Genomic DNA, 13,458 nt, shown 5'->3' on the forward strand with positions numbered 1-13,458 from the left:
TGCTCAGCGTCCCGTAATCGACGGACTATAGACCATCAGGCTGAGGATTTCGAACAGCACTTGTGCCCCCGCATGAGCCGTGTTGGCCGTTGCATCATATTGCGGCGCGACTTCCACGACATCGCCGCCGACCAGGTTGACGCCCTTGAGGCCGCGCAACAGTTCGAGCACTTCCCGTGTCGTCAGGCCACCGACTTCCGGCGTGCCTGTGCCCGGCGCAAAGCTCGGATCAAGGCTGTCGATGTCGAAGGAGAGATAGGTCGGGCCGTCGCCAACGATCGCCTTCGCCTTTTCGATGATTGCCGGCATGCCGAGGCCCGTCACCTCTTCGGCATGAACAACGGTCATGCCGGATTCATAGGTGAACTCCCAGAGATACTCAGCCGAACCCCGAATGCCAATCTGGATTGTGCGGGTCGGATCGAGCACACCATCCAGCACCGCCTGGCGGAACGGGCCGCCGTGATGGAACTTGGTATCCTCGAAGGGGGCGCTGGTGTCGCAATGGGCGTCGATATGGATGAGACCGACGGGCGCTTTTTTGCCAACAGCCTTCAAGATCGAATAGGTGATGGAATGGTCACCCCCGACGGCAAGCGGGGTGACGCCGGCATCGACGATCTGGTTGAACCGGCGCTCGATATCCTCATGCGCGGTTTCCAGTCGATAACGGCTTCTGAGCGGCACATCACCGATATCGGCAACCCGAAGTTCATGCACGGGTGCACAGCCAAGCACGTGATTGTACGGGCCGATCCGGTCGATGGCACGCAGCGCCCTAGGTCCGAAGCGAGAGCCCGGACGGTTGGTCACACCGAGATCCATCGGCACACCGGTGATCGCCACCTGCAGGTCACCGAAATCCGGCTCGTCCTTCGCGACTTCCCGGTAAGGCGCCGACAGAAAGGTGGGCAGGCCAGCAAAGGGGGCAGCCCTTGTACCCTTGGAAAAGATCTTGTCGCCGACCTTCTGGAAGTCGGGATCGAAGATTTCGCCATTGCGACTCTCACCGTATTTGGCCCGAAGTGCCGCGAGCTTGTCCGCGTCAAAGGTCATGAAGCGTTTCCCTGCTTTGCCAAGCGCAGCACGGTCATGCCCGCGCTGGCTGTTTTTGCGGCAGCGCACACCGCTGCTCTTATTGTGAGCATTAACAGTCAACGCACTTGGAAAATCAATTCACGATGTTATAGCATTCAATGTGAGAAAAATTCACGGATCGTGACGACCTCATGGCCAGCCGCCTGCCCCCGCTCAATCCCCTGCGCGCCTTTGAGGCAGCCGCCCGACGCGGCTCGATCTCAGCGGCTGCGCGCGAATTGAGCGTCACACACGGCGCCGTCTCCCATCAGATCCGTAGCCTCGAAGACAGCCTGAAGACGGTATTGTTCGAGCGCGGCGGCAAGCGGCTGAAGCTAACACCCCAGGGCGCCCTGTTGCTGCCCGCGGTCACCCAGGCCTTTGACGGCATCGCGGCGGCAACGGCCCTCCTCGACCGGCCGACGACGAGCGGCAATCTGCGCATATGCTGCGTGCCCGCCCTTCTCTCGCTCTGGCTGGTTCCAAGGCTCGGCGCTTTTACCGAGCGCTATCCGGATATCAGCCTGAAACTCACCTCCAGCAATGACGCCAACCTGATCTATTCGCCCGATATCGACATTGCGATCCTTTATGGACAGGGTGGCTGGAAGGATTGCTGGACGAGGCTCTGGAGCAATTTCGAGCTCTTCCCGGTGGTAAGCCCAACACTCCTCAACACGCGGCCATTGCGCTCGGTGCGCGACATCCGGGATCATGTGCTGCTGCATGGCGACGACGGACGCGAATGGCATTCGTGGCTGGCGGCAGCCGACCAGCTGGACATGCCCAAGCCTCGCGAACATTTTATGGGTGACGCCCGCCTGGCGACCGAGGCCGCCCGCCATGGCCAGGGCGTCGCACTCGGCGACAGCATCACAGCCTCAAGTCTGATTGCCGCAGGCGAACTCGTGATCCCCTTCGATCTCGCAGTACCCGCACCGGATGCCTTCTATGTTGCTGCCCGCAATGACGTGCGCGCCGCGCCGATCGCCAAGGTCTTCATCGACTGGATCTTCGACACCATCGAAAGCGAACGCGCCGCCCAGCCGCGTCCTGCCAGCCGTAGCAACGGACGAAGCCTCACCTCCGCCCGCAAGCGCAACACCAATACCACTGCTCCGCTCTTGGAAGAGAGCTGATAACACCGAGGAAACTGCCATGCCCGCCGCTCCCTTCAATCCGCTTGTTGCAGATCTCTCGGCGCCGCCCGTGCCCTCCGTCTTTGCCTGGGCGCGCGCCTATGACGGCGCTAGCGGCCCGATGATCGACTTGAGTCAGGCCGTACCCGGCTATCCGCCGCATCCCGATCTCTTCGCCTGGCTGGCCGAGGCCGCTTCCGCCCGGGCGAATGCCGGCTACGGCCCGATCGAAGGCGAAGTGCCGCTTCGCGAGGCCTATGCGGCGGAGGTTGCTGCCGTCTATGGCGCGCCTGTTACCGCCGATAACATCCACATCACGGCGGGCTGCAACCAGGCCTTCATGGCAACAGTCTCAGCGATTGCGGGGAGCGGCGATGCGGTGGGGCTGACAGATCCCTTCTACTTCAACCAGGAAACTACGCTGGCGATGATGGGCATCCGCCGCGAGTTGATCCCGCTAGATCCCACGACCGGTTTCGTCCCAACCATCGAAGGCATTGAGGCAGTACTGGCCAAGGGCGTGAAGGCCGTGGCGCTGGTCTCGCCCAACAATCCGACCGGGGCGATCTATCCGCCGGATCTGCTCCGCCAGGCCTTCGAGGCCTGCCGAAAGGCTGCTGCCTTCCTGATCCTCGACGAGACCTATCGCGACTTTCTGCCGGGCGGCGAGCGTCCCCATGATCTGCTGTCGATCCCGGGCTGGGAAGAGAACCTGATCCTGCTCTATTCCTTCTCGAAATCCTTCTGCATCCCCGGCCATCGCCTCGGCGCAATCACGGCAGGGACCCGGGCCGTCTCCGAAATCGCCAAGGTCATGGACAACCTGCAGATCTGCGCACCCCGGGCGCCGCAAGCGGCTGTCGCCAGGGCCATTCCGGCGCTGAAGGCCTGGCGCGAGGAGAACCGCATCGAAATCGTCAAGCGTGCCGAAACGCTGAAGGGCGTAATGGCCAAGCTTCCCGACTGGAAGATGGACTCGCTCGGCGCCTATTTCGCCTTCATCCGTCACCCGTTTACGGGCGAAAACTCCGCCCATGTTGCCGAACGGCTGGCGAAGAAGGCCGGCGTGCTTTGCATCCCCGGAGCCTATTTCGGGGGGGACCAGCAGGATTATCTGCGCTTCGCCTTTGCCAATGCCGACAGCCAGACGATCTCCGGCCTCGTCAGCCGCCTCTCGACCTTTGCCCTGGACTAAGCGCACATGACCAAAAGCGTGGCGATCATCGGTGGCGGCCCGGCAGGGCTGATGGCGGCGGAACGGCTGGCAAGGGCTGGCCTGTCTGTGACCGTCTATGACGCCATGCCGACGGTCGGGCGCAAGTTCCTGCTCGCCGGCAAGTCGGGCCTCAACATCACCCATGCCGAAGACTATGCCCGCTTCGTCACCCGCTATGGCGCGGCGAACGATAGGCTGCGCCCCGTGCTCGACCTCATGACACCAGAGGAGATCCGCGTTTGGGCCGCGGGCCTCGGCACGGAAACCTTCGTCGGAACCTCAGGCCGCGTCTTCCCGAAAGTGATGAAGGCCTCGCCGCTTTTGCGCGCCTGGCTGAAACGGCTGGAAGGAATGAGCGTCACCATCCTCACCCGTCACCGCTGGACGGGATTTGACGCTGACACTCTGCTCTTCGACACGCCAGACGGTGCAAAACGCGTGACGGCAGACGCCACACTGCTCGCGCTCGGCGGCGCAAGCTGGCCAAAGCTCGGTTCGGATGCCGCCTGGGTGCCGTGGCTTAAAGCCGAAGGCATCGACATTGCCCCGCTCCGCCCGGCCAATTGCGGCTTCGACTGCGATTTTTCCGAAAGCTTCGACACGCGTTTCTCCGGCCAGCCGGTCAGGTCGGTCAAGGCCACCTCGGCAGCGGGCACCACCCAGGGCGAATTTGTCATCAGCCGGGGCGGCATCGAGGGCAGCCTGCTCTATGCCCATTCGGCAGCGCTGAGAGACGCCCTCGACCGGGACGGCAAGGCAACGCTGATCCTCGACCTCGCACCGGGACGAACGGTCGAAAGGCTTGCCACAGACCTCGCGCGTCAGGATCGCAAGGCGAGCTTTTCGACACGATTGAAGAAGGCCGCCAATCTCGATGGCCTGAAGATCGCCCTGCTGCGGGAAGTCGACCCCACAGCCAACCAGCGTGAGGCGAGTGGCCTCGCAAACCTCATCAAGGCTCTGCCGCTCCCCGTCAAACGCCCGCGCCCGATCGCCGAGGCGATCTCGACGGCGGGCGGCGTAACCCTCGACGCGATCGACGATGGCTTCATGCTGAAAAGCCGGTCGGGCACCTTTGTGTCAGGCGAAATGCTCGACTGGGAGGCGCCGACAGGCGGCTATCTGCTCACCGCCTGTTTCGCGACCGGCATTGCCGCAGCCAGCGGCATCGACCGCTGGCTCGCGGCACCAAGGGCTTGAGCCTTAGCGGCTCGCCGTCTTGTGCGAAGAACCCGGCTTGCGGAACTCGACGGTGGTCTTGGCGACCGGGATGCCGAATTTGGTGACGAGCGCCGTATTCAGCACAGTCCCATCCTCGCGCAGCACCATCTTGTCCCAGAAGCGCACCTTGTTGCTCTGCGTCTGCGGTGTCAGGTAGACGAGATAGTTGAAGCGGGCGACGGCGCCGTTGATCGTCACCTTCGTCTCGCCGATCACGTCCTCGCGGGTGCCGCTATAGGTGGTCGGGCTTGTCTTGGTGAAACGCCAGGTCTTGCGATCCTTGGTCCCGTCGTCGAAGACAAAGTCTTCGCGCAGCGTCAAGGTCTTCCCATCCCAGCTTCCGGTCAGATCGACCGTAAACGTCCGCTTCACGCCATTGATGGCGCTGAACGAACCGACGGCTTCCGTGCGGCCGGTGAAGTAGTCTTCGAAGGTGAACTTGTCCGCTGCCTGTCCGGCGGACGGCAGCAGACTCAGTGCAAGCCCGACAAGGGCGAGGCTGATCTTCGGCATGTGTGCGTCTCCATCATTGGCGCGTTGTGCTCCCACTACGGCGCCAACTGATGAACGGATTTGGAATTGTTCCAGGAAACGCATTCGTGAAGGCGATGACCGCCTTCACCAAGCCCTATTTGCTGTCGCGCTGATAGATCCAGTCATGGTCCGGATGGTTCTGGAAGCGCCACTTGCGCAAGGGGCCAGCCATCACGTTGAGATAATACATCTCGTAGCCATGCGGCACACCGCAGGGATGGTGCCCCTTCGGCACCAGCACCAGATCGCCATCCGATACCGCCATGGTCTCGTCGAGCGAGCCATCCTCGGTGAAGACACGCTGGAAGCCGAAGCCCTGGGCGGGATTGAGACGGTGGTAATAGGTCTCTTCGAGATAGGTCATCTCGGGATAGTTATCCTCGTCATGTCGATGCGGCGGATAGGACGACCAGTTGCCCGAGGGCGTGAAGACTTCCGTCACCAGCAGGCTGTCGGCGACATCCCGGTCTTCCATGGCGATCGGATAGATATGCCGGGTATTGGCACCCTTGCCACGATCGACAAGCGAAATCCCCTCCGGCCCGATCTGCTGGGCTTCGCGTCCCGGCAAGGCAGGCGCCGTGCAGACCGCAAGCACGCAGTCGGTCGTCGCCTTGGCCGACCAGTCGCTGCCGGCGGGCACGTAGACGCAGTGCGGCGGCGTCTTCTCAAACACCGACATGCGATCACCGAGTTCGCCGAAATCCTTGCCACCGCCGGAGATATCAGCCTTGCCCTCAACGAGGACAAGAATGACCTCTGTCTCGCCGGTCGGCTCGGCAGCGCTTTCGCCCGCCTTCAGGCTATAGAGCCCGAAGCCGACATAACCCCAGCCTGCGGACGCAGGCGTGATGTCATGCACCTTGCCGGATGTGGCCGAAGGCTTGCGCAACAGATCGGTCATTCCTCGTCTCCTGTGTTTTTGCTCAATCGTCGTCGGAGCGTTCGGCCTCTGCCGCGATCCTGGCACGCTCGGCCTCCGCCTTGGCTTCGGCCTTCTTGATTGTGTGGTCATACATGAACAGCAGTTCGTAACCGGCATAGAGACCGCAGGCGACGAAGATCATCGCCCAGCCGGTGGCACCTTTCGAATACTCCACCCCAGACCAGGCCAGCGGCAGCACGACGCAGAGAATTCGGCGCCAGAGCGGCTTGTAGAACGGATGGGTCGGGTCGAGGATCGTAATCTTCACGTCGGCTCCTGTGGCTGGCGAAACAGGACCCAGCAATAAAGCGGGGAGCCCTGCCCTGTCAAAGCGGGAGGCGCTACCAGCGTCACACCTCCCAAGGCGATCAGATCAGGCCGGCTTCCTTGGCGAAGCCCTTGAGCGACTTGAGGCCCAGGCTCTGATACTCGAACGGATTGCGCACGTCAGGGTCCTGTTCGGCCTCGATAACGATCCAGCCCTGATAGCCATGCTCGGCCGCGATCTTCAGCACAGGCGTAAAATTCACGCCGCCTTCGCTATCGCCGGGCACGGTAAATACGCCGCGGCGAACACCTTCGAGGAAGGAGAGCTTTTCGTTGCGCACCTGATCGGCGATGACGGGACGAACATTCTTCGCGTGGATATGGCCGACGCGGTGCATGTATTTCTTCGCAACCGCTTCCGGGTTGCCGCCGCCGAAATAGCAATGGCCGGTATCGAGCAGCAGCTTGGCATGCGGACCGGTATGCTCCATCAGCTTGTCGATCTCGGCCTCGGTCTCGACGACCGTTCCCATGTGGTGGTGATAGACGAGCGAGATGCCCTGGCTTGCCGAGAACTCCGCCAGCGCCTCGACCCCGGCGCCAAACTTCGCCCATTCGGCATCGGACAGAACCGGGCGGTCGGCAAGAGCCGTGTCATCGGCGCCGTGAATGGCGTTAGACGTTTCGCAGACGATGATGACCTTGCAGCCCATGGCCTTGAGCACATCGAGGAAGGGCTGCATGGCGGCCTTTTCTTCCTCGATCGTGTTGGTGAGCAGGTTCAGCGAATGCCAGCCGGACACGAATTTCAGGCCGCGCGGCTCCAGCACCGACTTCAATCCGGCCGGATCGGTCGGCAGCTTGTGACCCTTCTCGATGCCGTCGAAACCGATCTTGGCGGTCTCGTCCAGGCATTGTTCGAGGCTGATATGGGCGCCGAGACGGCGGTCGTCATCGTTCGACCAGGCGATCGGGTTGGTTCCGAAAAGGATCATGATCAGGTTCTTTCCTTCAGAGCCGCTTCATAGGCTGCGCGGGCTTGATTGACTTCGGCGCGGGCGGAGACTTCCGGCACCGCGACATCCCACCAGTAGCCACCGGCTCCGGTGGTCGGATAAGGATCGGTATCGATGACGATGACCGTCGTGTCGGTCGCCGCGCGGGCTGCGTCGAGGGCTGTTTCCAGCTCTGCAATCGACGACACCTTGTGGGACCGCGCGCCCATCGATGCCGCATGAGCGGCAAAATCGATGGCGATCGGGCTGACATTCGAATGGGCGTAGAGGTTGTTGAACTGCGCGCCGCCGGTGCCCATCTGCAACCGGTTGATGCAGCCATAGCCCCTGTTGTCGGTGATCACCAGCGTGATCTTCACGCCCATGCCAACAGCGGTTGCCAGCTCCGAATTCATCATCATGTAGGAGCCGTCGCCGACCATGACGATGACGTCACGCTCGGGTTCCGCCATCTTGATGCCGAGGCCGCCGGCGATCTCGTAGCCCATGCAGGAGAAGCCGTATTCCATGTGATAGGAAAGCGGCAGCTTCGACTTCCACAGCTGATGCAATTCCCCCGGCATTGTGCCGGCGGCGCACATGACGACCGTGTTGTCACGCGAGGCGCGCTGCACCGCGCCGATCACCTGCATGTCGGTCGGCAGCGAATTGCTGTCCTTGGGTGCTGCCGTCACGGCATCCGCCTTGGCAAACCAGGAGGCCTTGAGTCCGGCATCCGGTGCGGCATACGTGTGATCGCCGAGCGCGGCCGAGAGCTTTGCGAGGCCAATCTTGGCGTCAGCGACGAGTGGGATCGCATCATGCTTGGCGCTGTCGTATGGCTGAACGTTCAGCGCCAGGATCTTCCGATTGGGGTTCTTGAACAGCGCCCAGGAGCCGGTGGTGAAATCCTGGAAACGCGTGCCGACGCCGATGACCAGGTCGGCCTTTTCCGAGACGACATTGGCGCTCTCGGCACCGGTCACACCGACAGGGCCGAAGTTCAACCCATGATCCCAGGCAAGCGCCGACTTGCCGGCCTGCGTCTCGACCACCGGGACCTGGTGCTTCTCGACAAAGGCCTTCAGCGTGTCCGTGGCGCCTGCAAAATGCACACCGCCACCGGCGACGATCACAGGGTTCTTCGCCGCCTTCAGCGCCGCAACCGCCGCTTCGAACTCCACGACGTCAGGCTCCGGACGACGGAAGCGCCAGGTCTTCTTGGCGAAGAAGCTCTCCGGATAGTCATAGGCCTCGGCCTGGACGTCCTGGCAGAAGGCAAGAGTGACGGGGCCGCAATCCGCAGGATCGGTCAGCGTCCGCATGGCGCGCGGCAAAGCGGTCAGAAGCTGCTCCGGCCGCATGATGCGGTCGAAATAGCGGGACACCGGGCGGAAGCAGTCATTCGCCGACATCGTGCCGTCACCGAAATCCTCGATCTGCTGCAGAACCGGATCGGGGCCGCGATTGGCAAAGACATCGCCGGGCACGAAGAGCACAGGGAGCCGGTTGACATGGGCGAGTGCCGCCGCCGTCACCATGTTGAGCGCACCGGGGCCGATCGAGGACGTCACCGCCATGGCGCGACGACGGCCAAGCTGCTTGGCATAGGCGATCGCCGCATGCGCCATCGACTGCTCGTTCTGGCCGCGATAGGTCGGCAGCTCGTCGCGGATGCCATAAAGCGCTTCGCCGAGACCGGCGACATTGCCGTGACCGAAGATCGCCCACATGCCAGCGATATAGGGAACGCCATCCTCATTCAGCTGGTTGGCGAGGTAACGCACCATCGCCTGGGCGGCGGTCAGCCGGATCGTCTTCATGCTTTTCCTCCCTTGGCGGAAACCGCCTTTTGGCGCGCCGCATCCCAGATCGCGCAGAGGCTCTGGTAACGGGCCGCCATGTCCTCCACGGCCTGGGCGTCATTGATGCTGCCGGCGAGCCACTTGCGAGCGGCATCCCCGAAGATCGTGCGGCCGACGGCGAAACCTTTGACCAGATCGAAGCCGGCGGCAAGCTGGAAGCTCTCCTCAAGCTCCGCCTGTGGCGCATCAAGCCCGAGCACCACGATGCCGCGCGTGTTCGGGTCGTTGCGTTCGATGGCGTTGCAGGCATTGGCCCAGGACGCCGTGGTCTTCATCGGCTCCAGCTTCCACCAGTCGGGATAGACGCCGATTTCATAGAAGCGCTCGATGATCTTGGCCACCGTCTCGTCATCGCAGGCGCCGACCTTGGAGGGGATGACCTCCAGCAGGAATTCGAGCCGATTGCGGCGCGCCGCATGGAAGAGCCGCTGCACGGTCTTCTCCTGCTCGACCTTCATCTCTGCGGTATCGTCAGGGTGATAGAAGCAGAGCACCTTGACGACATGCTCAACCGGCCATTCGACGAGGCCGCCGAAATCAGGGCCGATTTCCGGCTCAAGCGTCAGCGGGCGTGAGCCCGGCCATTCGACGGGGCGACCGATCCACAGACCCGTGCCAGCCGCGCGGTAGAGCGCCTCGCGGCCAAGGCGGCTGTCGCAGAGCAGGCCGTAACCGGCATTGCCGCCGGAGACCTTGAGCGCCGCATCGAGGCAGAGGTTCTTGAAGGCACCGATCTTCTCATCCGAAACGCCGGCATCCTTCGCCATGGCTTCGAGCTGCATGCGGTGATCGAAGGCAAAGACCCGCATGGTCGACCAGTCATTCTTGCGGTTGGTCGACCAGTGCACCTGCTCCAGCGCCTCATCCTTGCGCAGCGCCTTGTTCCTGATGCCAGTGCGGAAGAAGTATTGCAGCTCTTCCCAGCTCGGATAGGCCGGCGTGCAGCCGTGGCGCGAGACGGCGAAGGCACCGCAGGCATTGGCGAATTTCAGGCTGGTCGGCCAGTCCTGGCCGGTGAGCCAGCCCTTGAGCAGCCCCGACATGAAGCCGTCGCCGGCGCCCAGCACATTGAAAACCTCGATCGGAAAACCCTGGCCGGTCTGGCCGGCATCGAGGCTATCAGGGATCGCGCCATCAAAGACCACGGCACCCATGGGGCCACGCTTGCACACCAGCGTCGCGGATGAGACCTTGCGGACAGCCTTCAACGCCTCGATCGTGTCGGTCGAGCCGCCGGCAATGTGGAATTCCTCTTCCGTGCCGACAATAAGATTGAAGAGATGCAGCGTCGACTGCAGCTTCGCCGTCACCTGAGCGGATTCGATGAAGCGGCTCTCGCCTTCGCCATGCCCGGCGAGACCCCAGAGGTTCGGGCGGTAATCGATATCGAGCGCCGTCAGCCCGCCCTTCTCGCGGGCGATCTTCAGCGCCTTCAACACGGCGGCCTCCGTGCGCGGATGCGACAGATGCGTGCCGGTCGCACAGACGCAGCGCGCCTGGGCGATGAAATCCGGATCGATATCCTCTTCCGACAGCGCCATGTCGGCGCAGTTCTCGCGGTAGAAGATCAGCGGAAACTGATGCTCGTCCCGGATGCCGAGCAGAACCAGCGCGGTGAGCCGCTCCTTGTCCGTCTTGACGCCGCGCACATCGACGCCCTCGCGCACCAGCTGCTCGCGGATGAAGCGGCCCATATGCTCATCGCCAACGCGGGTGATCAGTGCCGATTTCAGGCCGAGCCGCGCCGTGCCCGCCGCGATATTGGTCGGCGACCCCCCGATATACTTGTTGAAGGAAGCCATATCCTCCAGCCGACCGCCGACCTGGGCCCCGTAAAGGTCCACGGACGAGCGACCGATCGTGATCAGATCGAGCGAAGCCAAGCGATGTCCTCCCTGTGATGCGGGATCTGACGCCCCGCCTCGAAACCATTCCACGATTTGGAACGGCAATTTCTGAAAATGGACTATAAATTCTATTTTCTAGAATTTCAATACGGACGTTCAGCCATCCTGTCGCGCAGTCCCGACGGCCACGGAGAGCGCGATAGCAAGACAGAGGGTGGCCGACAGCGACCTGAACGCACCGAAATCGACTTCGGAGACCGACAGGAGTGTGGCACCCAGCCGTCGGAGTGGACTGACCACCGTATCGGTGACGGCGACAACGGGAACGCCGCGCGCCCGGACCTGCTCGACCAACTCAAGCGTTTCGGCAGAATAGGGCGAGAATGTCACGGCAAGCAGGGCATCGCCCGCCTGGATCGCATGATGGTTGTCGAGCCGACCGACGACGCTGTGCAACATGGCCGGCACACCCATCTTCTCGAAGGCATAGGCCATGTAACTTGCAACCGGAAAGGAGCGGCGCAGACCGATGATGTGGATCATCCGCGCTTCGGAAAGCTGCTTGACAGCCACTTCCATGGCTTGTGGATCAACGGTTTTGACAAGATTCTCAAGCGAAAGCCGCCCGGCCTCGACGAACTCGGCGAGAAGCGCCGAGGGCGATCCTTCAGCCTTTTCGCGCAAGTGCTGGAGGCGCGTGGAATAGTCAGGCCAGCCGCCGACGAAGCTCTCGCGAAACAGCTTCTGCATTTCCGAGAAGCCGGAAAAACCCATGATCTGGCAGAAGCGCATGAAGGCCGAAGGCTGGACGCCCGCCCCTTCCGCCATCTCGGCGACGGTCGACACGGCAATGCGATCCTTGTTGCCAGCGACATAGTCGGCGCATTGCTTCAGCCGCTTGGGCAGACTACCAGAGACTTCCAGCAACCGGTCTTCGAACTCCTTGATCGTCTGCGGTCCGCCGTTCTCGCTCATGCCGTCCCCTACCCTCATCCGGACACATCGTCACGCTTGACAGAAACCGTGTCACGATCTAGCAAAATAGAACATATATTCCAAAACACGGCATTTGCCAGCGTGAAATGGAACATCGATCAGGCGCAGCCATCAGGAACGCCCAACGACATCACAATCGCCTCCTCTTGACGAGAGACCAAGGCGTGACAGGGAGGAAATGAACATGGTCACGAGACTGGCACTTCTGGGCGCCGGCCGCATCGGCAAGGTGCATGCAAAAGCCATAGCCGAAGACAAGCGCGCGAAACTCGTCGCAGTCGCCGACGCTTTTGCAGACGCCGCCAACGCCATCGCCGCCCAGACCGGCTGCGCGGTGAAGACGATCGAGGAGATCGAGGCCGACAAGGACATCGACGCCGTCATCATCTGCACGCCGACCAACACCCATGCCGACCTGATCGAGCGCTTCGCCAAGGCCGGCAAGGCGATCTTCTGCGAAAAGCCGATCGATCTGGATGTTAACAGAGCCAAGGCCTGCCTCGAGACCGTGCGCGCCGTCGGCGGCAAGGTCATGCTCGGCTTCAACCGCCGCTTCGACCCGCATTTCCAGGCCGTGCGCAAGGAGATCGACAAGGGCTCGATCGGCAAGGTGGAGATGGTGACGATCACCAGCCGCGACCCGGGCGCACCGCCGGCCGAATACATCAAGGTCTCCGGCGGCATCTTCCGCGACATGACGATCCATGACTTCGACATGGCCCGCTTCCTGCTCGGCGAAGAGATCGAAACGGTGCAGGCCTCGGCCTCCGTGCTCGTCGATCCCAAGATCGGCGAACTCGGCGACTACGACAGCGCCTCGCTGATCCTGACGACCAAGAGCGGCCGCCAGGCGATCATCTCCAACTCGCGCCGCGCATCCTATGGCTACGACCAGCGGATCGAAGTGCATGGTTCGCTCGGCTCGGTCTCGGCCGAAAACCAGCGCCCGGTCTCGATCGAAGTCGCCAACAAGGACGGCTATACCCGCCCGCCGCTGCACGACTTCTTCATGACCCGCTACACGGCAGCCTACGCGGCTGAAATCTCCGCCTTCATCGACGCCCTCGACAACGGCACGCCGATGTCACCGTCCGCCGAAGACGGCCTGATCGCGCTGGCGCTGGCCGATGCGGCCGTCAAGTCCGCCAAGGACAAGTCTGCCGTCACCGTCGCCTACTGACGACGAAGAGCTCCCGCGTTGCCGCAAGGTGACGCAGAATGGAAGCGCCGCCCGAACCTCCTCGGGCGGCGCTTTCCGTTTCAGCCCGCCCCATCCGCTCGACACGTCGTCAAGGGCTAGTTTCCTGCAGCATACCAGCGCTCTAAAAGCTGCCTTCTTTCGAGACTTCTAAATCTCCGATATGAGTCGGTCTATA

The 13,458-nt window shown here is 62.4% G+C and carries 12 protein-coding genes; 4 read left to right on the top strand and 8 right to left on the bottom strand.

Annotated features, from left to right (window positions below; all coding sequences use genetic code 11):
* Positions 1-3: 3 nt before the first annotated feature.
* Complete coding sequence (gene speB, locus J2045_RS01510) at positions 4-1,056, bottom strand: agmatinase (protein ID WP_307368479.1); 1,053 nt, start codon at positions 1,054-1,056, stop codon at positions 4-6.
* 173 nt (positions 1,057-1,229) lie between these two features.
* Between speB and J2045_RS01515 the strand changes: the two genes are divergently transcribed.
* Genes J2045_RS01515 through J2045_RS01525 form a run of 3 tightly spaced genes read left to right on the top strand, consistent with a single transcriptional unit; the run spans position 1,230 to position 4,632 of the window.
* Positions 1,230-2,216 (top strand): LysR substrate-binding domain-containing protein, encoded by a 987-nt coding sequence (locus tag J2045_RS01515; RefSeq protein WP_307368481.1) that lies wholly within the window; start codon positions 1,230-1,232, stop codon positions 2,214-2,216.
* A gap of 19 nt (positions 2,217-2,235) precedes the next feature.
* A complete protein-coding gene (locus J2045_RS01520; RefSeq protein WP_307368484.1) occupies positions 2,236-3,411 on the top strand; it encodes an aminotransferase in 1,176 nt (391 codons plus the stop codon).
* Positions 3,412-3,417: 6 nt separating this feature from the next.
* Positions 3,418-4,632: a TIGR03862 family flavoprotein gene (locus J2045_RS01525; RefSeq protein WP_307368487.1), complete on the top strand. Its 1,215-nt coding sequence runs from the start codon at positions 3,418-3,420 to the stop codon at positions 4,630-4,632.
* Between the two features lie 3 nt (positions 4,633-4,635).
* On the opposite strand, the gene J2045_RS01530 is transcribed toward J2045_RS01525, so the two are convergent.
* The 7 genes from J2045_RS01530 to J2045_RS01560 form a co-directional block, all read right to left on the bottom strand.
* Positions 4,636-5,166, bottom strand: a complete 531-nt coding sequence (locus J2045_RS01530) for a DUF3833 family protein (protein WP_298463554.1) — start codon at positions 5,164-5,166, stop codon at positions 4,636-4,638.
* Between the two features lie 115 nt (positions 5,167-5,281).
* The gene (iolB, locus tag J2045_RS01535) at positions 5,282-6,091 is read right to left on the bottom strand and encodes a 5-deoxy-glucuronate isomerase (protein WP_307368492.1); all 810 of its coding nucleotides are present in this window, start codon (positions 6,089-6,091) and stop codon (positions 5,282-5,284) included.
* 22 nt (positions 6,092-6,113) lie between these two features.
* Positions 6,114-6,380: a hypothetical protein gene (locus tag J2045_RS01540; protein ID WP_307368496.1), complete on the bottom strand. Its 267-nt coding sequence runs from the start codon at positions 6,378-6,380 to the stop codon at positions 6,114-6,116.
* A gap of 100 nt (positions 6,381-6,480) precedes the next feature.
* Positions 6,481-7,374, bottom strand: coding sequence for a myo-inosose-2 dehydratase (gene iolE, locus J2045_RS01545; protein WP_307368499.1), 894 nt, complete (start codon positions 7,372-7,374; stop codon positions 6,481-6,483).
* Between the two features lie 2 nt (positions 7,375-7,376).
* Positions 7,377-9,197 carry a 3D-(3,5/4)-trihydroxycyclohexane-1,2-dione acylhydrolase (decyclizing) gene (iolD, locus tag J2045_RS01550; protein WP_307368502.1) on the bottom strand — a complete coding sequence of 607 codons (1,821 nt, stop codon included), beginning with the start codon at positions 9,195-9,197 and terminating at the stop codon, positions 7,377-7,379.
* Positions 9,194-11,122 (bottom strand): bifunctional 5-dehydro-2-deoxygluconokinase/5-dehydro-2-deoxyphosphogluconate aldolase, encoded by a 1,929-nt coding sequence (locus tag J2045_RS01555; RefSeq protein WP_307368505.1) that lies wholly within the window; start codon positions 11,120-11,122, stop codon positions 9,194-9,196. Before J2045_RS01555 ends, iolD begins: the two co-directional genes overlap by 4 nt.
* A 120-nt stretch (positions 11,123-11,242) precedes the next feature.
* A complete protein-coding gene (locus J2045_RS01560; protein ID WP_307368509.1) occupies positions 11,243-12,061 on the bottom strand; it encodes a MurR/RpiR family transcriptional regulator in 819 nt (272 codons plus the stop codon).
* A 205-nt stretch (positions 12,062-12,266) separates the two neighbouring features.
* Between J2045_RS01560 and iolG the strand changes: the two genes are divergently transcribed.
* Positions 12,267-13,262 (top strand): inositol 2-dehydrogenase, encoded by a 996-nt coding sequence (iolG, locus tag J2045_RS01565; protein WP_307368512.1) that lies wholly within the window; start codon positions 12,267-12,269, stop codon positions 13,260-13,262.
* Positions 13,263-13,458: the final 196 nt, after the last annotated feature.

The organism is Peteryoungia aggregata LMG 23059 (assembly GCF_030814435.1).
Taxonomy (GTDB): domain Bacteria; phylum Pseudomonadota; class Alphaproteobacteria; order Rhizobiales; family Rhizobiaceae; genus Allorhizobium; species Allorhizobium aggregatum.

What these genes read in the sequence shown, in the direction of transcription:
- iolE (WP_307368499.1), bottom strand. Translation starts at nt 7,374, where the DNA reads ATGATCCTTTTCGGAACCAACCCGATCGCCTGGTCGAACGATGACGAC.
- iolB (WP_307368492.1), bottom strand. Translation starts at nt 6,091, where the DNA reads ATGACCGATCTGTTGCGCAAGCCTTCGGCCACATCCGGCAAGGTGCAT.
- J2045_RS01520 (WP_307368484.1), top strand. Translation starts at nt 2,236, where the DNA reads ATGCCCGCCGCTCCCTTCAATCCGCTTGTTGCAGATCTCTCGGCGCCG.
- J2045_RS01525 (WP_307368487.1), top strand. Translation starts at nt 3,418, where the DNA reads ATGACCAAAAGCGTGGCGATCATCGGTGGCGGCCCGGCAGGGCTGATG.
- iolG (WP_307368512.1), top strand. Translation starts at nt 12,267, where the DNA reads ATGGTCACGAGACTGGCACTTCTGGGCGCCGGCCGCATCGGCAAGGTG.
- J2045_RS01530 (WP_298463554.1), bottom strand. Translation starts at nt 5,166, where the DNA reads ATGCCGAAGATCAGCCTCGCCCTTGTCGGGCTTGCACTGAGTCTGCTG.
- iolD (WP_307368502.1), bottom strand. Translation starts at nt 9,197, where the DNA reads ATGAAGACGATCCGGCTGACCGCCGCCCAGGCGATGGTGCGTTACCTC.
- speB (WP_307368479.1), bottom strand. Translation starts at nt 1,056, where the DNA reads ATGACCTTTGACGCGGACAAGCTCGCGGCACTTCGGGCCAAATACGGT.
- J2045_RS01560 (WP_307368509.1), bottom strand. Translation starts at nt 12,061, where the DNA reads ATGAGCGAGAACGGCGGACCGCAGACGATCAAGGAGTTCGAAGACCGG.
- J2045_RS01515 (WP_307368481.1), top strand. Translation starts at nt 1,230, where the DNA reads ATGGCCAGCCGCCTGCCCCCGCTCAATCCCCTGCGCGCCTTTGAGGCA.